Annotated in this window: 18 protein-coding genes; 12 read left to right on the top strand and 6 right to left on the bottom strand. The window is 33.5% G+C overall.

Annotation, left to right across the window (positions count from 1 at the left end; translation table 11 throughout):
- Positions 1-7 precede the first annotated feature (7 nt).
- From MHI34_RS00415 to MHI34_RS00390, 6 genes are all read right to left on the bottom strand, one after another.
- Positions 8-1,021 (bottom strand): iron ABC transporter permease, encoded by a 1,014-nt coding sequence (locus MHI34_RS00415; RefSeq protein WP_058843329.1) that lies wholly within the window; start codon positions 1,019-1,021, stop codon positions 8-10.
- Positions 1,018-2,022 (bottom strand): iron ABC transporter permease, encoded by a 1,005-nt coding sequence (locus tag MHI34_RS00410; RefSeq protein WP_058843330.1) that lies wholly within the window; start codon positions 2,020-2,022, stop codon positions 1,018-1,020. The genes MHI34_RS00415 and MHI34_RS00410 overlap by 4 nt, the downstream gene beginning before the upstream one ends.
- Positions 2,023-2,109: 87 nt before the next feature.
- Positions 2,110-3,087 (bottom strand): Fe(3+) dicitrate ABC transporter substrate-binding protein, encoded by a 978-nt coding sequence (locus MHI34_RS00405; RefSeq protein WP_058843331.1) that lies wholly within the window; start codon positions 3,085-3,087, stop codon positions 2,110-2,112.
- Between the two features lie 377 nt (positions 3,088-3,464).
- Complete coding sequence (locus MHI34_RS00400) at positions 3,465-4,592, bottom strand: Ger(x)C family spore germination protein (protein ID WP_089932132.1); 1,128 nt, start codon at positions 4,590-4,592, stop codon at positions 3,465-3,467.
- A 29-nt stretch (positions 4,593-4,621) separates the two neighbouring features.
- Positions 4,622-6,022, bottom strand: coding sequence for a spore germination protein (locus tag MHI34_RS00395; protein ID WP_089932134.1), 1,401 nt, complete (start codon positions 6,020-6,022; stop codon positions 4,622-4,624).
- Entirely contained in the window at positions 6,015-7,079 is a 1,065-nt protein-coding gene (locus MHI34_RS00390) for a GerAB/ArcD/ProY family transporter (protein WP_058843334.1), read from the bottom strand. Before MHI34_RS00390 ends, MHI34_RS00395 begins: the two co-directional genes overlap by 8 nt.
- Before the next feature lie 376 nt (positions 7,080-7,455).
- Here MHI34_RS00390 and MHI34_RS00385 point away from each other — a divergent pair, with 376 nt between their 5' ends.
- The 12 genes from MHI34_RS00385 (at position 7,456) to MHI34_RS00330 (ending at position 24,344) form a co-directional block, all read left to right on the top strand.
- A complete protein-coding gene (locus MHI34_RS00385; protein WP_157492958.1) occupies positions 7,456-8,145 on the top strand; it encodes a response regulator transcription factor in 690 nt (229 codons plus the stop codon).
- Between the two features lie 438 nt (positions 8,146-8,583).
- Positions 8,584-10,077 carry a helix-turn-helix domain-containing protein gene (locus MHI34_RS00380; RefSeq protein WP_058843336.1) on the top strand — a complete coding sequence of 498 codons (1,494 nt, stop codon included), beginning with the start codon at positions 8,584-8,586 and terminating at the stop codon, positions 10,075-10,077.
- A gap of 422 nt (positions 10,078-10,499) precedes the next feature.
- The gene (locus MHI34_RS00375; protein ID WP_080717152.1) at positions 10,500-12,212 is read left to right on the top strand and encodes a methyl-accepting chemotaxis protein; all 1,713 of its coding nucleotides are present in this window, start codon (positions 10,500-10,502) and stop codon (positions 12,210-12,212) included.
- A 577-nt stretch (positions 12,213-12,789) separates the two neighbouring features.
- The gene (locus MHI34_RS00370; RefSeq protein WP_231744971.1) at positions 12,790-13,584 is read left to right on the top strand and encodes a nicotianamine synthase family protein; all 795 of its coding nucleotides are present in this window, start codon (positions 12,790-12,792) and stop codon (positions 13,582-13,584) included.
- A 23-nt stretch (positions 13,585-13,607) separates the two neighbouring features.
- Positions 13,608-14,939 carry an opine metallophore biosynthesis dehydrogenase gene (locus MHI34_RS00365; protein ID WP_036127187.1) on the top strand — a complete coding sequence of 444 codons (1,332 nt, stop codon included), beginning with the start codon at positions 13,608-13,610 and terminating at the stop codon, positions 14,937-14,939.
- 423 nt (positions 14,940-15,362) lie between these two features.
- Entirely contained in the window at positions 15,363-16,190 is an 828-nt protein-coding gene (locus MHI34_RS00360) for an AraC family transcriptional regulator (RefSeq protein WP_342504023.1), read from the top strand.
- An 83-nt stretch (positions 16,191-16,273) separates the two neighbouring features.
- Positions 16,274-17,257: an iron-siderophore ABC transporter substrate-binding protein gene (locus tag MHI34_RS00355; protein WP_036127182.1), complete on the top strand. Its 984-nt coding sequence runs from the start codon at positions 16,274-16,276 to the stop codon at positions 17,255-17,257.
- A gap of 67 nt (positions 17,258-17,324) precedes the next feature.
- Complete coding sequence (locus MHI34_RS00350; protein ID WP_036127180.1) at positions 17,325-17,663, top strand: cupin domain-containing protein; 339 nt, start codon at positions 17,325-17,327, stop codon at positions 17,661-17,663.
- Positions 17,664-18,141: 478 nt separating this feature from the next.
- The gene (locus tag MHI34_RS00345) at positions 18,142-18,648 is read left to right on the top strand and encodes a tail fiber protein (RefSeq protein WP_036127178.1); all 507 of its coding nucleotides are present in this window, start codon (positions 18,142-18,144) and stop codon (positions 18,646-18,648) included.
- Between the two features lie 17 nt (positions 18,649-18,665).
- Positions 18,666-19,166: a tail fiber protein gene (locus tag MHI34_RS00340; RefSeq protein WP_058843341.1), complete on the top strand. Its 501-nt coding sequence runs from the start codon at positions 18,666-18,668 to the stop codon at positions 19,164-19,166.
- Positions 19,167-19,187: 21 nt separating this feature from the next.
- Complete coding sequence (locus tag MHI34_RS00335; protein WP_036127114.1) at positions 19,188-19,712, top strand: tail fiber protein; 525 nt, start codon at positions 19,188-19,190, stop codon at positions 19,710-19,712.
- Between the two features lie 51 nt (positions 19,713-19,763).
- Entirely contained in the window at positions 19,764-24,344 is a 4,581-nt protein-coding gene (locus MHI34_RS00330; protein ID WP_342504022.1) for an S-layer homology domain-containing protein, read from the top strand.
- The last annotated feature ends 315 nt before the right edge of the window (positions 24,345-24,659 follow it).

The raw sequence follows: 24,659 nt of genomic DNA, 5'->3' as shown, positions 1-24,659 counted from the left end.
ACCTTTCTTATGCTTTTTTTCGTTCAGCACGTAATAAATATAAAAAATATGGTGCACCAATCACTGCTGTAATGATACCAGCAGGTATTTCTATTGGAGGAAATAGACCTCTACCTAGGCTATCAGCGACTAAGAGAAGGATAGCACCGAAGAGCGCAGAAGCAGGAAGTAAAACGTTAAATTTAGATCCTACAATTCTTCTGGCAATATGAGGAGCGATTAAACCAATAAATCCGATAGAACCTACTGTGGCAACACATACGCCAATTAAAATAACGGAAACGCTTAGTAAAATATATCGCAAAAATTTTGAGCGTTCTCCAAGACCTGTAGCTATATCATCACCAAGGCTCAAAATATCTAATTTAGCAGTTAATCCAAATAGTATTGGGATAAGAATGAGGCATGGCAGCAAAAGATACACTTGGTCCCATCCTCTTGCCCAAAGACTTCCAGTCAACCATAAAAGAGTCATGCTTACATCATCTGGAAACTTAATCATTAAATATTCTATCCCTGCTTGACATATTGCTCCTAAAGCTATTCCCACTAAAGCCAACGTATTTGGCTGAGCACCTTTTTTATAAACAAACAGCATTAGAATGGCAGCAATGATAGCTGCTCCAATAAAAGCTGAAAGGGGAAGAAAAATAATAGGTGACGTTGGGAATAGAACAATGATGATAACGGCTGCTAAACCAGCCCCTTTCGTAACGCCGATTACATCTGGAGAGGCTAATGGATTACGGAGAATTCCTTGCAAAATTGCTCCAGCTGTTGCTAGTCCAGCTCCTACGATGATAGCGATTATAATACGGGGAATACGATAATTGTTTAGTATAAATCTTTGACTTTGTGTTCCTTCCCCAATTAAATTGTGAATGATTTCTGATGGTGTAATGTAAATAGCTCCTAAACCTAGACTTACTATTGATAAAATGAAGATGATGATTAAAAGCACAGGGAGAATAAGCTTAGGATGAAAATATTGTTTTTGCCTAAACTGTTGTCTATTATTCATTGTTTAATATGCCTTCCTTTCCTTGCTAAATAAAGGAAGAATGGTGCCCCAATGATTGCTGTAACTATTCCAACTGGCGATTCAAAAGGGTAAGCGATAAATCGAGCGAGAATATCTGCGTAAACTAAAAGTATAGCCCCAAAAAGTGCAGAGAATGGAATGATTCTTTGATAATCTCCTCCTAGCACTCTCCTAACAATATGAGGAACAATTAATCCTACAAAGCCTATTGGACCTGCGACAGCTACAGAAGAGCCAGCCAAAATAATGACCAGTATGCCAGCTAGAATACGGATGCGATTTACTTGTTGTCCGAGACCTTGGGCAGTGCTTTCTCCTAGGACAAGTATAGAAATAGATCGAGAAAGTAATAAGGCAATGAATAGCCCAGAAATAGACCATGGAAGAATGATCATAATATGTGTCCATGATTTTCCATTAATTGACCCCACTAGCCAATACAGAACATCCTTTGCCTGCTCACTAAAAATAATGATTCCTTGAGTTAAAGAGGACAAAAGAAAATGTACGGCCATTCCGGCTAACGCCAGTTTTACATGAGTCATTCCCCCTCCGGAAGCAAAGGAATAGACTGTTATTCCTCCTATTGCTGCCCCGATAAAAGCAGAGAAAACAAGCGATGGGGAAGAGAGAGAAGGAAAGAGGGCGAAAGCAGTGACAATAAACAATGAAGCACCTGCATTCACACCAAATACTTGTGGGGAAGCTAATGAATTTCGAGTAATCGCCTGCATAAGAGCACCTGCTACGGCTAAATTAGCACCAACTAATGCTCCGATGATAGCTCGGGGCAATCGAAGGGTCTGAATAATTAATTGATCTTTTGATGGATTGGTTTCGAAGAAGGACTTCAAAACCATTAATAGATCGACATCTGCTACCCCTACAGAGACACTAATGATAATTCCTAAAATTAATAAAACGATTGCAGTTATTGCTGTACTATATATTTTTACTTTACCTTTAACTATAGATTCCATTAACTACAACACACTTTCTTACAAAAGATAAGACTTACTAGAAAGAGAAGTAAGTAGAATAGCTTACTTACTCCTCTTTTATTTATTTTATTTTTCATTCAGCTTTGTTAATGTGTCTTTAGCAATTGCTTCTGCTGAAATAATGCCTCGGAATCTTGTCCATAAATCTCTATCAACACTATAAATCTGTTCATTTTTTACTGCTTTTAAGTCTTTCCAAAGTGGATTTTCCTTCCATTCATCAGTAAGCAGTTTGCCTTCATTATTAGCTAAAAGTAGTACATCTGGATTGATTTCTACAAGTTGTTCCAGACTCATTTCAACATAAGGTTGTTCGTTCTGAATGGCCACCTTCAGACCTAATTGTTCAAGCAATTCTCCATCATAAGAAGAAGTAGTATGTGCTTGAAATGATGTATCTCGTACAACCGCAGGTAAAACAGTTAGATTCGAATCATGGCTTAGCTTTGAATTAATTTCGTTTATAATTTGTTTATGTTCATTTAATCTCTTTTCAGCAGCTTCCTTTTGATCTAATGTTTCTGCAATTGTTTTAAAAGAGTCCAAATTATCCTGGTATGTCGATTCACGACTTTTTAAGACAATTGTAGGAGCTATTTGCTGCAAGTCTTTGTAAATAGCACTGTGTCGCTCAGCATCTGCAATGATTAAATCTGGCTGTAAAGAGCTAATAACCTCTAAGTTAGGCTGTTCACGAGTCCCTACAGATGTATAATCTATGTCACGACCAACAAGCTTGGCAATCATATCCTTTTTATTATCATCCGCAATTCCTATAGGCTTGATTCCTAAAGTATTTAAAGAATCAACAAAAGATAGCTCTAGAGTAACTATCTTTTGAGGAGTGTTAGTAATAATAGTTTCTCCCATCTCGTGTTTAATTGTTCTACTATTAGATTCTTTTGCTTCCGTAGAAGTTTGTTCCTTTTTCTCTGTTTCTGTATTTTTTTGAGTAGCATTGCATCCAGTTAAAACCATCATGACTGTTAATAGGAGCAATAGCGTTATACCACTCAATTTCCCTAACTTAGTAAATCCTTGCATTAGTCTAATCATTCCTCTCTGGTAATATAAATGAAAATGATAATCATTAACAGGGATTATAATAGAATGTTCAATGCGGAGGGTCAATATAAAGAAAGTTATGTGACATAAAATTAATAGGAGTAAAAAGTTCATTTTGAACATTTTGTTCATAGCGGGTGACTAAGTTGAATATTCGCTTCGATAACATCGGGAAAGTGAGGGGAATAAACAGATATTTTATTTTCACCACCTACATACTTCCTTTAAATTCATACGAATAGATACGATTTTTTTGACATACAAAAATCCCCTTTAAGTTTCAACGTATTGTAGTTTTTTTACGTTCTAATGAAAGGGGATAATATCATGTCCTCAACAGGGTGAAGGTGATCTTTTTATTTTTTAGCTCCTTCATCCTTTATGAAAACATTTATATTAAATTTTTTAATTGAATTTTCAGTAATGGAGTTTAATTCATCTACAGTCCATGATTGGGGCTTGAAACGATAAGCTTTTTCTGAGAAATTGAAGACATCAGTGTTTATTTCCAGCCCTTTATTAAATGTACTTTGAAACTGTGATAAAATAATATTTTTAATATCATTTTCAATTGTTTCTTTTCCAATATTTTTTGGATTTTCTCTGATAGAAGCTTTTATTTCTAAATTAAGTATATATTTAGGAATCGAATTATCCACAATTTCTATATGATAATCTATATTATCAATAAACATCGAAACAGACTTATCCTTTATTGATAATTTCATGTTTTTAAAATCCTTATTAAACCAATCTAACCCTGATAGTTCTTCTTCCTTTATCCAGCCATTGAATTTTTGATGTGAAAGAAAATAGGCACCACTTATTTTTAATATATCTTTAGATGTATTATCCTCCATCCAATAATCTTCACTAATCTGTATGGAAGGAACCATTATTGATCCAACTGGTTCATAATATCTTTTAATCATGTCTTGTACAGTACTGGTGGAGATGAACGAATTAAAGAATAATTGTTCATTTGGATCATAAGGAAATGTTAAGATAGGTGGTTTATAAAAGAGACCATGTACATTCATTATCTCTTTAATATCATCATCTTCAAATCCATAGGCTAAAGTATTGTAACGTAAATAGTAATCCCTACTAAAAAAATCAAAAAATTCATCTAAATGTCCATCCAATATATTTTTGGAAATAAAGAAAGTTTGTATATGTCCATAATACAAAGGGTTAACCGAATTCTTTTCTATATCATCGATTGCTCCCTGTATTGTTTCACCTTCTCCATGTCCAACAACAATTGGAGCAGGCTCAGATGAAATGCCAGGATCTGAGCCCGCAACATTCGTAAATCCGAAAGCTTGAAAATATAAATGATACACATCATTAGAATAATCTATACCAAGAGCGGTAATATAAACTTCACTTTGTATTTCCTTCGTGCCTAAACAACCGCCTAGCATAAATAATAAAGGAAAAATGAATGTTATTTTGAATATGCAAGTATAGTAATGGGCCAATTATAATCTCCCTTCTGCTGAAAAAGCAGTCAGTCTTTTATTTTAATTCTAAATGGCATTTTTAAAAAACCTTTAATAAGATTGGGTATACTTACTTTGTAAAATGTAGAAAGGTAAGGATGCCCGAAACTTTCTAATGATGAGATATATGTTAAGAAAAATAAGACGCTTAAAACAAAGCCATACATTCCAAAAAAGGAGGCAATTACTAATGTAGCAACTCTTATTAAAAATACATTTCCTAGTATATTTTGATTAATTAATGTATAGCTAGATATAACAGTAAGTGCTCCAATTACTAATGTTGATGGTGATGTAAATCCTGCTCTTATGGCAGCATCACCAACTATTAAGCCTCCTAAAACTGCAACAGTTTGACCTACAGCTTTAGGTAAACGTATGCCCGCTTCTCGAAAGAGGTCAAAAAAAACGAGCATAATAAGAATTTCGAACGAAGAAGAGACGGGTAGTCCAATTTTAGATGCAGATATTGAAACTAGTAAGGGAAAGGGTAACTGGTTAAGTTGATGGACAGTTAATGCAATCCAAAACCCAGGTAAAAATATACTTGTTAATAAAGAGGTAATCCTTAAAATTCGTGAAAAACTCACAAATAAAAAATTAGTTTGATCATCTTCCGGGGCTTTCAAAATAAGTAGTAAATTTGCGGGTCCAATTAAACAGCTTGGACTTCCATCTACCAATATGACAAAACGGCCCTTATTGAGAGAACTTACTACAAAATCGGGTCTTCCTGAATAATCAAGGAGAGGGAAGAGGGTCAACTTATCATAAAGTAATTCTTCAATATGATAACTACTTGCAATATTATCTACTTTTATTTTATTTAGTTTGTTTTGTACATTCTTTAAAGTGGTCTGATCAATATTGTTCTCAATGTAGAGCAATAAAACTTTTGTTTTACTTATATCACCAATTGTAAACTGGTCACTTGATAAATTTTTACTTTTTAATCTCATTCTTATTAAAGAAAAATTGGTATCTATATTTTCAATAAACCCGTCTCTGGGTCCTCTTAATGAGACTTCCATATTTGATTCTTCAATGGATCGTTCAGGTAGTTTAGCTAAATTGGTTGAATATAAGCTGTTTGATGGAACATGAAAAAAATATAAAAAACCTGAGAAAATTTTGCTATTTATTTCATCTGTCTTCGTTCTGAACTCTTTTCTCTCCTGTACTTCTAAATAGCGATTTATAATTTCGACATCGTGTAAATGGCCTTGTTCAGCCAAAAATCTAATATTTGGTAATAATGAATTCAAAAAAAGTACACTATCAATTAAACTATGGCAATAGATAAATATAACTTCATGTTTTTCGTTATTAAACATATAGAATTTACTACTTACCGTTATATCTGATTGGTGACTTAATTCTTTATAAAAAAAATCCCTATTTTCAGTCAAGATTATGAACTCCCTTTTGCTTTTTTTCTAATACGTAGAAAACAGTCATAAATAAGAATAAAAATACAAAAATAGAAAGGAGATAAGTGCTTTTTATAAATGACAAAAAATCAGAAACAGACCAAGGAATTAATAATCCTATTGTTAAACATAGATAACAAATGAATAATATTAATTTTCGGTTTTTAAAAAAGGAAGATACAATATACATAAATAAGCATATGCGAATAAAAGCCACTGATAATATTTGGAGAACAGATAAAGAATCCAATCTTGTAAAGTACTTACCAAATGATAAAACCCTCCATTGCTCGTTTAGAGGAAAGAGCATTTTCTGGGTTATATAAATGCCGAATTCAGATATAGCAGTCGCAATGGAAATAAAAACCAAAATGACAAATACAATAGAAAAAACGAGTATTCCTTTTCTTTTCATTCTCTCTTTTACATAACCATTTAAAACAATTAAAATAAAACCCATTTCTAAAATACCAATACATATGTATAATATTCCCCATAAAATGGACGGAGTATTACTTGTATATACTGGTAACAATAGTTCATATTCATTGTTCATTGAGTTCCCTAAGTTGAGGAGTACAAACAAAAAAATGTAGAGTGAACAAATAATTATGGACTGGATAGCTATGGTTTTGATCCCTTTTAAGGAACCATAAAAGCATAATAATATAAATAAAATAACTGTTATAAAATATGGATAATCAGAGTTAAAACTTTCATCTGCCCAAATAATTGTAAACTTGAGTGAGACGAAAGTGGATGAAATAAAATAAACTATATATGAAGTAATGATGAATAAATAGAGTGGTCTGCTAGTCTGGACAGATGTTAATTCAAGAAATGAAGTATTATTTGTTGTAATTCTAGAAATAAACAAGGCAAAAAAGAATATTGGGATTACACTAGCTAATGCACTTATCCATGCTTCACGTTCGACCACTGTGAAAATTGTGGGAATTAAAACGAAATGTGCTAAAAAACTAACTGATAAGAATAACAAACAATATACATGTATTGGTTGTAAAACTTTGTTCATTTTATCTTAAACCCCCTCCTAACAATACTCCCCATGTTTGTTGTCATCTAATCTAAATAGACTTCTTTTTATTATTAACACACATGAACCCCGTTATAGCTCTAGCTCAAAATTTCACTCTCTTCATGGAAGTTAAAATGAGGCATTGCATAAATAATTAATCTAACAATGATGCTACTAATTATCAAAGCAAGTTAAAAAACTATCAAAAGTAGATTTTGATTTATTTTATATAACTGCTAAGATTTAACTAAATTAAAGCCTTTTTTAACAGTGCGAAACTGAGAAAAGGTTTATAAATTATAAAAAAATTACATAGATTATAAAATTTAATGAATATTTTTATGATTTAAATGAAAAGGGGGACTTTTTCAATTTGCTTAAGAAGAATATGATCATTTTAGAAAACAATCTTTATTTGAAAATGGGTTTAGTGAAAATACTGGAAAGTGATTACAATATTTATTCAGACATTGACTTATCAAAAAATCTTTATGATTTAATGAAACATTACAAGCCAGATATTATTGTCATTAATGATCTAAGTAAAAATAACCTAAAACATGTAAAACGGATTCGATCCGAATATCCTAATACATATGTTGTTATTCTTACTTCAATTATTTTAGAGGACGAGATTCATGAGGCTTTGTTAGCTGGCGTCTCAGGTTATGTTTTATATAATATAAAATCAAAAGAATTAAGAAAGGCAATAGATTTAATTTCCGAAGGTGAATACTACTTTAATAGTTCGACAATGACCATTTTTATAAAAAGTTATTTAAAACTTTTTGATTCGAAGGAAATCATATCTCATCTTTTTACAAAGCGTGAATATGTCATTTTGCTCATGCTTGCAGAAGGTAAAAATATACAAGAGATTAGTCAAACACTCAATATCTCGGAAAAATCGATTAATATAAATATTAATAAAATTTATAATAAATTATCAGTGAAGACTCGTATTCAAGCAATAGATAAAGCAGTTAAAAACAGGTGGATTCCTTATAATTTAGCTATATCTAATTTATATGTAAATTATAATAAAAAACGTACATTACTATAATGAAAGAAATCCGAATATTATTTATATTCGGATAATTTTGTTTTATTGGGGAATACTCCCTTTTAAGCAGCTAGCTCATTTTCTTTTAACTGATTTGTATCTACATAAAGCCTTTGACACCAAAATCGTTAATTGCCATAACGAAATTTCTTATATTACAAATACTTCTTTTTTCTTATATCTAATTATCAAATTATGCTTCATTTGAAACAAATGTTGATTTTGAAGACATGTGAATAGATGTTATGGTATTTGTTAATTAGAGATAAAGAGGTACCTAACATAGGTATTTTTGATTATTTCGAATGAATTTAATAGGGATTCTTTGCTCGATAGGTTTTAAAAAAAGTGCAATAAACCATAATGTAGTTACCAGTTCTATATATGCGTATTTTCGGCGTATTGATAGACAAATTAGTAAGAAATAGAGGTGAGAGTATGTACAATTTTTTAGATCGTTTCACTTTACAAAAGGTGCAATTATTAGATCATATCCATAATGAAAAACGTTTCTTTTCTAGTCAGGAGTTGGCTAAAAAAATGGATTTATCTGAAAGAACCATCTTAAAAATAGTAACAGAACTCTCAGGTGATTTACAAAAATTTGATGAAGCTACTTTTTTAAAAGAAATTAAACATAAGCAATTTAAATTAGATTGTAAAGATTATTTTTCAATTAAAGCAATAGAAAGATATTACTTACAAAATTCTTTAGCATATAAAATCTTTAATGATATTTTCTACAATAAATTAGTCGATTTTAATATGTTTATTATAGAGAATTTTACAAGTCAAGCTTCTATATATCGCCAAATTAATAAGATTAAACCTTTATTAAAAGAATTTCAATTAAAATATACATCTCAGGATTTTATTACACTTGAAGGATCTGAAAAACAATTTCGCTATTTCTATTATTTATTCTATTGGAATTCATGTTGGGGAGAAATTTGGCCTTTCACAGGAATATCTAGAGAAGAAATATTAGAAGTAATTAAGGGGTATAATCGAGAACTTCCAATATCTGTTTTATATTTGCTGGCGATTTGCTTAATACGAGCTAAAATGGGTTTTGTCATAGAAGAAGACGCAGCATATACAAGATACACAGAACATCATTATCAATATGAAAAGTTTTCACAAACATTTAGTTCTTTATTTAAAAAATTCACAGCCCTTAATGATGAAGCAATAGAAAAAGAGATAAAGTTTTCATTTTCATTTCTAGAATCTCAACATCGTTATGAGAAAAATGAAAGTACAATAAGTTTAATGATGAATTTTGCTCAATACCATAATCAAGAATTATTTGTGCAAGCTACTTTGTATTGGATGGAGAAATTCAGGGAGTTTTTTTCTATTACTTTAGATATAGAGGAATATGGCGTATTGTTTGTAAACTTACTTAACCTTCATTATTATACGTTGAATTTTTCTGGTCCTGCATTTCTATTTAAAGAGGATCTTTATAAAAAGAGATTTGATAGTCATGCCACTATACAAATTGAAATTATGAATCAATTTTATGATTATCTCTTAGAGAATGAAGCATTTTATAAGATTTTTGAACGTAGGGAGCTTTTAATTGGTAGATATCATCGATTACTAAAACAATCAATCGACGTACTTAAAAGAAGCACAATAAAGGTAAAAATATACTCTGTGATAAATGATGTTCCTTATTTATTTGATAAGGTCAAACGCGTTTTTTCGCATGTTGATTATTGCACAAAAGATGAAGAAGCCGAATTGATAATCACTGATCGCCTATACTTAAATATTGCTAAAGATAAAGAAGATATTTTTGTGTGGAATTCTATACCTGAAAGGGAGGATTTTTTCAGACTAGGTAAAAGACTTCAAAAAATTTATTTTACTAAAGAACAACAGCCAGACCAACTACTTTTAAAAACATTATTAAGTCAAGTATAGAGTGGGGGAATTTAATTGATCTTGAGAAAAGGATACTGGGATAAAAATTATTGGATTATTTGGAATATTGAATTTAAAAATGATAGAAGGAGAATATAAAACTAAGTTATACATGATGAAAAATATTATTGATATAAATTTATTATCATTGATTTTAAAATACATACTTTTTTGTTGGGTTTGATGTTTTCTTGAAAATTACTGAAGGAAAGGATACTAGACTCATAGATGATAAAAAGTTAGACAGAGCAGACTATACATCAGAGGTTAGAATGCTACCGTGCTATATAAAATAGTTTGGATAATAGAGACACGAACCAATGATAAAGTAAGACAAACTTATTACCTATTGTTATTAAATGAATAACCAGTAAAACAAACAAATTTTCGTTTACTACATTTTCAAATCAGAGGGGATAATTATGATGTTACGCAATCTTTCCACAATGAAAAAATTATTAATCTTAATGTTAATATCCATATCTACAGTTGGTATTATTCAAGTGGTTGGGTATAACACGATGAAATCTTTAAAAAATAATATAGAGGATATATTTAAGGACCGCTTAGAACCAGGGATTATATTGACTGATTACAGGCTAAATAATCGTATTATTTTAACAGATATGTATAGATCCTTCCTTTATACTGATGAAAAAACGATAGAATTAATCAATAATGAGGTGAACAAAGCTTTTGAAGATAATGAAATGAATCTTCAATTACTTAATGACACCAACTTGAAGTCAGATGAAGCAGAAATTATAAGTGAACTGGTGGAACAATATCCAATTTTTAAAGAGACTATGGAGCAAGTATTCCAACTGAGTCTTGCTAATAAGAATGAGGAAGCGTTAAACCTCTATTATTCTATAGGTGAGCCTGAGTATAATAGTATTTTATCAAAAGGTTTAAAGTTAACAGAACTGAATAGAGATTATGCAAGCTCTTTATATAAAGATAGTGTAGACCAAGTAGATAAAAATACTAGAAATACAATGATCATTTCAGTGGTATTAAGCATACTGTATGTTGTAATTGGGTTTATTGGTGTTCGAAAATATATAACTGCTCCAATAGAAAAAATAAAAACTGCTGTTCAACGAGCAGAAGCGGGAGAATTAAATTTTAGTGTAGATTATAATTCTAAGGATGAATTTGGGATATTATCTACCTCACTTAATCGTATGATTGCTCAATTACGAGATTTAATTGGTCAGGTAAAGCAATCGTCTGAACATATGGTAGCGTTTTCTACAGAACTCACGGCAAGTACAGAACAAACAAATTCAGCTAGCGAGCATATTGCGACTGTTACGTTAGATATTGCAAGCGGATCAGAGCATCAAGTTAGAACGATAATAGAAACAGAAGATATTGTTACACAAATGGTACAAGATGTCCAAACAATTGAAAGTAATTCAACTAGCGTATCAGAGGCAGCTATCCACGCAGAACAAATATCAGTGGATGGGAATGAAATCATTAAAAACGCTGTTCAACAAATGGACAAAATCCAAACTTCTATCGATAATCTAAATAATGTGATCTTTGGTTTAGGTGATCGCTCTTCAGAGATTGGACAAATCGTAGAAGTTATAACAAGTATTGCTGAACAGACTAACTTACTAGCATTAAATGCAGCGATTGAAGCGGCAAGAGCAGGGGAAAATGGTAAAGGTTTTGCTGTTGTTTCAGAAGAAGTTCGAAAATTAGCTGAAGAATCCTCTTTATCCGCACAGAGAATTTCTGTGTTAATTGATGGAATTCAAACGGAAACGAATAGAGCAGTAGAATCAATGCAGTTCACAACAAATGAAGTGGTTATAGGTATGAATAGTGTGAACACCGCAGGAGAAGCCTTCAAAAAAATTCAACATGCTACCAAACAAGTATCTGTTCAAGTTCAGGGGATTTCTACTTCGGTAGAACATATGGCTATAGAAATGAATAATATGACTGATTCGATGAAGCAAATCAATGGAATCGCCCAAAGTTCTGCAGAAGGAACACAAAATATTTCTGCAGCTACAGAGGAACAGCTAGCCTCAATGGAAGAAATTACAGCATCTACTTTTACACTTTCTAAAATGGCAGAAGAATTACAAAATAAAACAAATATGTTCAAAGTATGACGTGTATGATTTATTTGAAATTCTTAGGCAAAGATAAAATGGTTTGATAAACAGACATTATGAACTATAAGCCAATAAATTAGTATTAAATGTTACTATAGTATTTCACACGAAATGTATTTACATTTAACTATTTAACGCTCGACCAGGAACTCATATAACAAGTGAGTTTCTGGTCTTTTTTATGTGGAATCATAAGAATTAGACAGATTCCTCATCAATGATATAAATCCATATGTTTAAGATTTTATATGCATATGAAGATGCAAGCGTACCTCTTACAAAAAATATAACAGCTTTAGCACAAGTGTCTTCTAATATATACGGTTATGATTTTGCATTTGATCGACTATCAATCCATTAGTTGCTACAAGGATTTAAGATGGGGTAAACCTTTCATTGCTATTACTATTTACAACTTCGCGGCTTTCTATATTTGGGGGATACAATGAATCCCTCAATTTTTTACTAATTATTGAGGACGTTAAATTATTTACATAACCAAGGAAGTGTTGAAATAGTATTAAAAGTGTATGCATATATTGAACTTTAATCCTCAAATATAGGAGTGGGGCAAGTGAAGGATATAGAGTTGTTTTTAAAGAAATTACATTACTTTGATAATAAATTTAAGTTATTTATTTATCAAAACAAGGATCATCTACTAGTTGATTATTTAGAGTTGTGTGCGTTAATTGATGAGTATTCTTCTTTTATTATAAATCATGACAATGAAACACAATGGAATAATTTAGGGCGGTCAATTGAAATAGTATCATTAGTTCAAAATCTACGAAAGAACTCTTCTGTTTGTGTCCAAATCATGGAAAAATACCGGGCTTTATTATTAAGTCATGAAGAAAAGGAGATGACGGATTACTTTCGTAATATAGGAGACTGTATTGGCAAGGAATTCGGAGGTTTTCAAGTTACTAGTCAATCGAAGGTGCTTTTAATAGGATCTGGGTCTTTTCCTATAACATTATTAATGGTTGCGGAACAAACAGGAGCAGACGTTTTTGGAATTGATATTGATGATGAGGCGATTCAGTTGGGGAAACATGTAGTAAATAAATTAGGAAGTCATTTATCCATTCAAATTGACAAGAAGACAGTAGAAGAGCTCGCAGTTATGGAACAGATTAGTCATATTATATTTAGTTCAACTGTAAGCAGGAAATATGACATATTAGACCAATTATATGATGTAACAAATAAAGATGTGCTGATTGCTATGCGTTATGGAAATGGGTTAAAGTCTCTTTTTAATTATCCAATGCAGAAGGTAAACAAAAATAAATGGCATACAATAGAAGAAATTATCCACCCTCAACATGTCTTTGATGTTGTTTTATATCAAAAGGTACAATGATTTTAATAGGTGAGGAGAAGACTATGTCTTATTTTAATAAAGTATTACTGTTAGGAACAGGGCCTACAGTAATTCAATTAGCTGTGAATTTCAAAAATTATTGTAATAGTAAAGTAGCTATTGCAGGTCGAGAATCTTTACGCTCCAACATTTTCTTTGACACGATCGTTCAGCAACAACTTGCACTCAAAGTATTTATTCAAAATACACAACATCAGGCTGTTGCGGGAAAATGTACGATTGATGCGTTTTTTAAGGGTTATCATAAAATATCTGGAAATTGGGATACCGTAGTTCTTTGTGTTACTACAGACTCTTATCTTTCAGTATTAGCACAAATTGATACGAAAGTGTTGAAGCAGGCTAGCTGCTATATATTAATGTCACCTACATTTGGTTCTAGTCATTTAATAGCAAATTTCCTAAAGAATCTAACTCCTCAGGCAGAGATCATTAGTTTTTCAACATATTATGGGGATACTAGATGGATAGATGGAATACCATCAAATGAAGTATTGACAACAGGAGTGAAGAAAACAGTTTATGTAGGTTCAACTTACTCAAAATCACATAGACTAGATAAATTATCTGAATTATTTCATCATTTAGGGATTCATTTAAAAAAATTAGCTTCTCCCCTTGAGGCAGAAACAAGAAATATTTCTTTATACGTACATCCTCCCTTATTTATGAATGATTTTTCATTAAAGGCAATATTTGATGAGGATAGTATAACAAAGTATGTGTATAAGCTTTATCCTGAGGGTCCTATTACTTATACAATAATTCGGCATCTATTAAATTATTGGAAAGAAATGATGGAAATTGTGAAACACTTCGATATTCAACCTCTCAATCTATTAAAATTTATGGTAGACGATAATTATCCATTGCAGCCAGCAAGTATAGACGGACAAGAAATAGAGAATTTTAATAAACTCGAATCTATACATCAAGAATATCTGCTCTATATTCGTTATGCATCCTTATTAATTGATCCATTTTCTATACCAAATAAAGAAGGAAGATACTTTGATTTTTCTGCCGTTCCTTTTAGAGGTATTTATAAAAATCTTGATGGAGAATGGGATATTCCTAGAATGCCAAAAGAGGACTATTTCCGTATGAAAATCATTCAAGGGATTGCGCATGCCCTGAAATTGAAAAGCCCGACGCTTGATTATTTTGTACAAACCTATGAAGAAAAACTACAACAAGTTGTGGCTTCATCTAAGCATAAAATCTTTTCTGATGCCTTTCAAATAAAATCTTTTTCACAAGAAATAGAGATGATTTGTAAGGAGTTAATTTTGAGTAAGAAAACAAAAGAAGGAGAAGAAGAATATATAAAATGATAAAAAGCTATTAAGTTTACAATAAGGTTTAACAAAAAAGCCACTATAGCGGTGTGCGAAAACTAAGGGCAATTAGCGGACCTTTCAAAATTCTTTAGACATGGCTCAGTTTCCGAGTTTTTCATGCGTAGTGCAAGCCACCAATTAGTAGATGGGTGGTTCTATTTCAAATTGACAATGATAATCATTATCGATAAGGTGGGGATAGACGAAAGTCATCATGCCCACCTTTTCGCATTTCAGGGGCTAAACATGATCAGTAATTTGGCTGAGATGACTCAACCCGCCGATTGATTATGGAATCCTTAAAATCAGTTCTCGATGCCACTGAAACTTACTTTGAGCAGTAGCTTGTTGAGGGGTCCATGCTATTTGTTGTCAAAAGCCATTACTAGTAAACAATTTTGAAACGAGGTATGCAATTTGAAAATCGATGTGAATCAGTTAGCAGAACATTTAGCACATATTCCTTTCCAAGTAGAAGGAATATATCGATATACGAGTTATTTAGGTGTGCCGTACGCTGAATATACAGATTCCTTTCCTGGATTTATTTTTCCACTTACAGGGAAAATACAATTTCAATTTAATGGCACGCCTTATATCTTTTCACCAGGAAAAGTTGTGCATGGTGGTGCAAAAATGAAACTAGATCAAAAAAATTTTGATAATGCGAACTGGGAATATATTCTTGTTTTATACCGAATATGTAACTCAGAACTACAAGAGTCCAGTTTTTCTCATCAGCATTTTGAATTATCGACTGGACAATCTCCTCGTCTTATTGAATTACTTATGCGTCTTTGGCATGTGTATAATCAGCGCGGAGGTATTTCAATGTTTCAGACCGAAATGCTGTTTCGCGATGTACTGAATGAAGCCTTATTATGTGTTGCTAATAGGCAAAATAGCTGTGAATCACATACTTTATTCGAACGGGTATCTTCTTATATTCATGAATACTATCATCAAAGCCTTACAATCCCCTTGCTTGCAGAACAATATAACGTGAATCGAAATCGACTTTCTTATGTATTTAGAAAACATGCAGGTATGGGACCAGCAGAATATTTATTAAAATATCGTATCAACATGGCGCAAAAAATGCTTTTTACAAGTGATGCGCCTGTACAATATATTGCGCAAACTGTTGGAATTGCTGATCCCTTTTATTTTAGTAGAGTGTTTAAGAAACAATTTGGTCTTTCTCCTACTGAATATCGAGAGAAGTTCATCAATAATCCATGCTAATTTCAACAAGCATCCATTCAAATCCGAAAATTCCTTTACTATACTAATAGCGTATCAAAGATAATTTGTTGGAGGAATTTCGGATGCACAAGATCAAAGGACTATTATTCTCAACGCTATTATTAGCAGGCATACTAGCAGGTTGCAATGAAACATCAGTTGAAAAGAAAGGCGTAGCTACAGAAGACACTTCTACCTCTGCGGTTAATGCAGATGCAACTCATTGGCCAAGAACCATTAAGGATGCTTTGGGTAAAGAAATTGTTATCGAGAAAAAACCAGAAAAAATAGTTTCCCTATGGTATTTTTATCCTGAAATACTAGTTGCATTAGGTGAGCCGCCTACAGCTTCTACTGACAAAGAGTATCTATCTTCTTTATCTTATTTAAATGGAAAGCTAGATTCAACTGAAGAATTAGGAGATAAATTGTCTCCTAGTATTGAAAAAATTTTATCGACTGAGCCTGATTATATTTTAGCAACGGAACATCATGAAAAATTATATGAGTCACTAGAAAAAGTTGCGCCAGTCATTACGCTGAAATCTAAGGACATCTATGATGACTGGCAATATGGCCTTCGTACAGTAGCCGAGATTATTGGAAAGGAAGACGAAGCGGAAAAAGTAATTGATAAAATGATGCAAGAAATTACAATTGGTCGTGAAGCATTAAAGTCGATTCAAGGAGAGTCAGTAGCACTTGTGTTGTCTTGGGATGGAAAAACTTTTAATGTTCTAGGTGAAGAAAATCCTGTATATATTCTTGCGTTTGATAAAGAAAAGGGATTGGGGCTTACACCAGATATCACATTTAAAGGAAAAAATAATCAGTTTACTGCATTCGAAGGAATTTCAACAATTCAAGCAGACCATATTTTCCTTATAGGTGACATTACAAAAAAGGAAACATTAATGAGTGAATTACAACAAAGTAATGTATGGAATAATATGAACGCCGTAAAAAAAGGGAATATTCATTTAATGGATACTTCCGCTATTACTGGTGGTCCATTAGCTATTGAATACGCTTTGCAAAATATAACAAATGCCCTGCAAAAACAATAAAACGAAGAATTTAATTCGAGAAACAAACAGTGTTAAGAAGGTCAATAGATGATAAGGAGAGATGGTTATGCCCTACCAAGTTATAAATATAAAAGAAAATTTGTCTCAAATAAATGAGCTCTGGTCTCCGAAAGTTGTAGGTGAAATAAACGACTTTCAATTCAAACTAATTAAGATTGATGGAGATTTTATATGGCACGAGCATCAAGGTGCAGATAAGGTATTTATTGTGCTAGAAGGAGAAATGTTCATTGCTTTTCGTGATGGCCAGGTAAAAATTTCTAAGGGAGAGATGTTTATTGTTCCGGGAGGAGCAGAGCAAAAGCCTTTCGCTGAAAAGGAATGCCATATTATGTTGGTTGAGCCTAAAGTTGCTGTAAACACTGGCGGTATTGAGTCTAAATAAACGGCATCAAATGCTACAGAAGATCTAATGTTTGTCATTAGTCCGAATTCAATATTTGAGAAAAGGGTTCACGGCTAACTGAATGGGCAGTAAATGGATTAAATTGCTGTATCGCAAATCGTAGAATTAACCTCTAGATAAATAAGTAGGACAAGAGGCAACATACAATGAAGGAGACCGTTCGTGTTAATTAAACGGTCTCCTTTTGTTTTTCTTATATTTATACTTCACTTCATTACATGTGGTCTATCTTCTGGATTCTGATTACCTACCTTTGCTACAGCATATGCAATAGTAAAATGAGATTGTTTATTTGATTTCTTTCTATTGATTTTAATGAGTAGCTAAAATTGAAAAGATTGAAATTCATTCTAGGTAAAATATATTATTTTCATTTAATGCCATTTTTTTAACCTGATTTTAACCTTTCTACATTAATTTAGTGTAAGAGATACATCATTAAAGGAAGGTGTTTTAAATGGATCCATATGTTGGAGAAATTCGAATGTTTGCAGGTAATTATGCTCCAGATGGCTGGGCATTGTGCAATGGGCAACTCATATCCATTGCAGAAAATGAAGTACTTTATTCCTTAATTGGTACAACTTATGGCGGGAATGGACAAACGACATTCGCGTTACCAAATTTTCAAAGTAGAGTAGTTGTCCATCAAGGACAGAATCAAGCAACTGGTACGAACTATGTGATAGGTCAAATAGGAGGGGTGGAAACTGTCACTTTAAACACTTCACAGCTTCCAGCTCATACGCATCAAGTAAATGCTTTCTCACTTGAAGGTACAACACTGAGTCCTGAAAAAGCTGTTTGGGCAAAAAATATACAATATTCAACACAACCAGCAAATAGCACAATGAATGCAACAGTCGTTTCAAGTGTTGGAGGAAATACTCCTCATGACAATGTAATGCCGTTTCTGACAATTAGTTTTATTATCGCTCTTTACGGTATATACCCATCATTTTGATTAGGAGGAATGAAAAGATGAGTGAGCCATATGTAGGTGAAATCAGATTATTTAGCTTTGGAAGGGTCCCAAGAGGATGGGCATTATGCGATGGTCGAGTTTTGCCAATTAATACAAACCAAGCCCTATATTCCATATTAGGAACAACTTATGGTGGCGATGGCAGAACGACATTTGCATTGCCTGATTTAAGGGGGAGAGTTCCCGTTCATGTAGGTAACGGTGTCTCACTAGGACAAAAGGCGGGAGAAGAGACACATGTATTAACTATAAACGAAATGCCAGCTCATACACATGCAGTCAACGGTAGCTCGGACAGTGCTACGGTGAAAGCGGCTGCGGGTAATGTATGGGGGGCATCCACTAATAATATCTATTCTGATAATCAACTGAATACTTATATGAACACACAAGCATTATCAACATCAGGAAGTTCACTGCCCCATCAAAATATGCAGCCTTACAGTGTGGCAAATTATTGTATGGCTCTAGTTGGAATTTATCCATCAAGAAATTAAGAAAAAAGGAGATGCAGGAAAATGTCAGAAGCCTATATTGGAGAAATCAGAATATTTGGCGGTAATTTCGCACCAAAAGATTGGGCTTTATGTAATGGTCAGCTCTTATCAATTACTTCCAATACAGCATTATTTGCCATTTTAGGTGCAAATTATGGAGGAGATGGAAGGACCACCTTTGCTTTACCGAATCTAAATGGTAGGGCAGCGCTTCATCAAGGAACAGGAGCTGGATTAACACCGAGGAGTGTTGGAGCATCAGGGGGTGAAGCTACTGTTACGCTATTAACAACTCAAATGCCTAGTCATCATCATATAGCTGCTTGTAACAATGTTCAAACTTCAAATAATGACCCAACTGGAGCAATATGGACAGAGCAACAGGGAAGAGGCTCTGTCCCTGTCTATGCGACACAAGTAAATACACAAATGAGTTTATTGGCAATAGATGTAGTGGGTGGGAATCAACCACATAATAATATGCAACCATATCTTGGGTTGAACTTTATCATTTGCTTAGCTGGAGAATGGCCTCCAAGGAGTTAAGAATGAATGAAATGAAGGATGTGAAACAATTATAAAGGAGTAGTGTAGAGAATGGGGAAAAAGATAATAGCCATAACCTTGTGTTTTATGTTAGTAGTTTATAGTCAATTGACAGTCATATTGTTTGTTGCCCCTTTAAAAGCAGAGGCGGCTAATTGTGGAACGTCTAATTATCCAACTTGTGTTCAAGATTTAACACAAGCAAATTGGCTAAGTGATACAACGAACGGATTTGAAGTGTCTGGCATTGCAGGGAATGATGGTATTCATTTATTCACGTATAGTAATGATGCACAATTTCCAGCTGGCTATTATTTTAATGCAGATGAATATTCAACACCAAAATCGATTAGAATCTCTGCAGGTGAAAGTTTTTCAGGTGGTGTCTTTGATTTAAAAACGTTAAAGATTAATACTATCAATTCACATGCCGAAAATGATGCCTTGTCTCTGACGATTCAAGGGTATGATGAAGCAGGAAATCCAAAAGGGAATCCAGTTGTTTTTAAGACAATTGCAAGGCATGACCCTATTTATGATATACCTATTAATATTGAGGGTATTAACTCTTTTATCATTACTGCAAGTGTGCAATTTATCAATACTGTACAGGCGGGGTTGTGGGATTTAACGTTTACGGAATTTACGATAGATATACCAAATAATAATCCTCCCAATAACCCACCGACATCTAGTAATGGAATCGTAAATGTAAACGAGGGGCAAATGTATACATTTGATAGTACTTCCTTCATTTTTAATGATGCAGATGCTGGAGATACTTTGAAACAGATTCAAATCTCTACAATTCCTAATAGCGGACAACTCTTTCTCGATAACAATAATAATCAGCAATTTGAGGCAGGGGAAGCTATTGCAAATGGTGAGACAATAAGTAAAGCTGACTTAGATGTAGGTAAATTCAAATATATGACGGAAAATGGCTCTTCTGCATCTTTTACATTTAAGGTAAGTGACGGTATTGACTATAGCACTGTCTATACAATGAATCTAGTCGTCAATGCACGTCCTTCCGTGACCATTCCAACAACTATATCTAGCCCAACAAATAGCAATCCAATTTCTATAACGATTGTTTTCAGTGAGCCAGTGGCTGGTTTAGCGGCTGGAGATATAACTGTTACAAATGGAACTATTCTATCTATCACAGGAAGTGGTGCCACATATACTGCCCAAATATCACCAAGTGTGGATGGAGCAGTGAAAATTAAAATTCCTGAAAATGTAGTTGCTAATAGCAGTGGCGCATTGAATAAAGCATCTGCGGAATATCAAATAATCTATGATAGTACACCACCTACGAATATTGAACTCAGTAATACTACTATAGAAGAAAAGAAGCCCATTGGTACAACTGTTGGAAGAATGACGGCAACAGACTCAGGAAGTGCACAAACTTTTACGTATTCACTGCAATCTGGGGATATAAGCTTCTTTACAATTGATGGAAATGTATTAAAGACAAATGCCCCGTTTGCCTATGATACGAAAAATAGTTATAAGATTACGATAAGAGTAACAGATGCTGCTGGTAATACGTTTGATAAGGAATTTACAATTCAGATTACTAAAAATCATGCCCCAACAGGCACTATTATGATTAATGGTGGAGCAGGCTATACAAATACTACTAATGTTACTTTAACAATGACTGCAAGTGATTTAGAAGGAGAAGCGATAGAAATGCGCTTGTCAAATGATGGTACTACTTGGTCCGGTTGGGAGCCGCGTTTATCTTCAAGAAATTGGACATTGTCACCTGGTGAAGGTAGTAAAACCGTTTATATGCAACTAAGGGATACTGCTGGCAATATATCGAATACATTATCAAATACAATTGTGTTTGATACGACCCCTCCTACCATAACAGGAGTGACAAATAACGGTGTTTATAATACAGACGTAACAATTAGTTTCAGTGAAGGAACAGCGACATTAAATGGTGCTCTCTTTACAAGTGGAAGCATTGTAAGTACATCTGGAAATTATACTTTGGTAGCAACAGATAACGCAGGTAATACAACAACAGTTTCATTTGTGATTGATAAAACGATGCCACAAGCTGTAGAGGTGACGATTAAGTCGAATAATCATGATCCGACAAAGGCCAAGATAGGGGATACTATTACATTAACAATTAAGACAGATAAAAATATTCAAGCACCTACAGTTAAGATTGCAGGAAAAGCCGCAACTGTCAATGGAGCTGCAACAAACTGGCAAGCAACATATATGGTAACAAATGGAGATATGGAGGGGACAACACCCTTTACCATAAATTTCAAAGATTTACTAGGCACTCCAGCAACAGAGGTCACTGATGTAACTGATGGAAGCTATGTCATAGTTGATAGTAGGAAGCCAACTGTTCAGCAGGTGACAATGGCATCTAATAATGCCAATCCATTAGTCGCGAAGGTAGATGATATTATCACAATAGATTTTGTGACAAGTGAGGATATTCAATCACCCAATGTAACGATTCTCGGACAAACAGCCATCATAACCGATAAAGGTGATGGAGATGCTAAAACTTGGCAAGCAAGCTATACACTGAAATCTGGGGACACAGAGGGACCAATTAGCTTTGCAATTGATTATCGGGATTTAATGGGGCATGAAGGCATACAAGTAACGGAGGTTTCTTCAGGATCAATTGTGATATTTGATAAAAAATCTCCAGAAGTAACAGCTTATTTCCCAATACATCAAGCAATGGATGTACAGTTTACAGAAAATCTCGTATTAACATTTAATGAAAAGGTTTTACCTGTAACGAATAGAAATATTGTCATTCGTAATAGTTCAGACAATCAAGTTGTTGAAACAATTGAAGTTACGCAAGCAAAAGTCTCTATTATTAATGAATCCGTGACAATTAATCCTACATTAGAATTAACCCAAAATACAGCTTACAGTATTCAAATTGATGCAGGTGCCTTTACTGATTTAGCGGGTAATGTGTATGAAGGTATTACTGATAATACTACCTGGAATTTTACAACGGGCGCACTGCCAACATATACAGTTACGTATGACGGTAACGGAGCTGAAGGAGGTAAAGTGCCAATTGATTCGAAGCAGTATGTTGCTCACGAATTAATTAAAGTTATAGGCAATACAGGTAATTTAATGAAAGTCGGCTATACATTTATAGGATGGAATACAAGGTCTGATGGAAAAGGTGTTACTTACAAAGAGGGGCAAACCATTCAAATGGGGAAAGTGAATTTGATGTTGTATGCTGTATGGACAAAAAACATTGTACCGGGAGATGGAGGATCGTCCACTCCAAGTCCAGCACCTGAACCAGGTCTGCCAAGTAATCAAGTAAAGGTGAATGTTGTAGATCCGAATAAGCCAAACGAGGTTCTTCTTCAAACAGTGTTAACACGTCTATATATCAACGGTGAGATACAAGATACGGTAGCGTTTTCAATTGCCAATGCACAAGAGTTTCTTCGGAAATTAGTGAAGCTGGAAGAAAAACAATCTCGAATTGTCATACCAAATATGGAACCATCTGCAAGTGAAACAAAGGTGATACTTGCTAAAGAGGCAGCTAAACTATTAGTAGAAGGAAAATCTAGCTTTGGGATAGATATGAGGAATGTTAAAATCGAAATTCCATATAATTCAATGTCAGATTTCAACGAGGATATTTATTTCCGAATTGTACCGATTAAGAGTACAATCTCACAGGAAGATATTGAAGAGCGTGAAAGGGCATTGGGATTAACAAAAGGCACGAAAGTGAAAGTTATCAGCCAACCATTAACAATTGAAACGAACTTGCAAAATCGTCAAGTGTCATTGCTACTACCACTGCCAAAGAACCTGACATCCGTGCAAGAAAGAAATATAAGGGTTTATGTAGAACATAGTAATGGTACATCGGAATTATTGTCTGGAAGATTGGTAGAATTCAATAAAGGGCAGACAGGTATCATTTTTGATGTACAGCATTTCTCTACTTTTTCTTTAGTACATTTAGAACAAAAAGAGCTAGAGAGAACATCCGTCCCTTACATCCAAGGCTATGAAGATGGTACTTTCCGTCCGAATGAAAGTGTTACACGTTCACAAATGGCCGCAATGTTGGCAAGAAGTTTGAGTAATAATAATGTACCGGAAGTAACTGGAACTTTTTATAGAGATACAGCTCATTCATGGGCTAAACATGATATTGAGTATATCCGTACACAAGGAATCATGGAGGGACGACAAGATCATTCTTTTGGCCCCAATGATGAAATAACAAGAGCTCAAATGGCAGTTATTGCTATGCGTTGGCTTAATAAGCAATGCTCAGAGGAGACGACTGCTACTCCTTATTGCAATCTAAAGATAGGTGATAAGAAATACCATGATGTAGCTTCTACGCATTGGGCTGCCCAGGCAATAGAGGCTATTAGTGAAATGGAGATCATGGTAGGTTCTGGAAATGGACAATTTAGCCCAGATGAAAAGCTAACACGTGCCCAAGCAGTAAAGGTATTAAATCGAATTTTTAATCGTCCAATACCAACTTTAGATTCAGAACCAATCTTCAAGGATATACCAAAAGAACATTGGGCCTTCTTTGAAATTCAAGCAGCTACAATGAAATAAAAACATAATGAACTTTTTAACGGATTTGGAATTGCATAACTTCCAAATCCGTTTCTTTATTATTGATTTTTTATAACTGATAAAAGACTCCATATTCGATTCATCTAATTCTAGTAACACTGCACGAATTAAAAGCACATTCCTTAATCGAGCTACAGCAGGAGATGACCCGAAAAAACAAGAGATAATCAATTTTAAAATATGTCAATGGAAGTTTTATTTTGAGACACCACTTTTTTCATAAAAATAGAGATTTTTTTTTTATCAATCTGTTTTCATTGCTTCATAGACTTTTTGATTCTTACTTAACTTTTA

The sequence above is a fragment of the Lysinibacillus sp. FSL L8-0126 genome (genome assembly GCF_038630385.1).
GTDB lineage: Bacteria > Bacillota > Bacilli > Bacillales_A > Planococcaceae > Lysinibacillus > Lysinibacillus fusiformis_D.
Note: the sequence above shows the minus strand (reverse complement) of the source record. Positions and strands in the feature narration are given on the sequence as shown.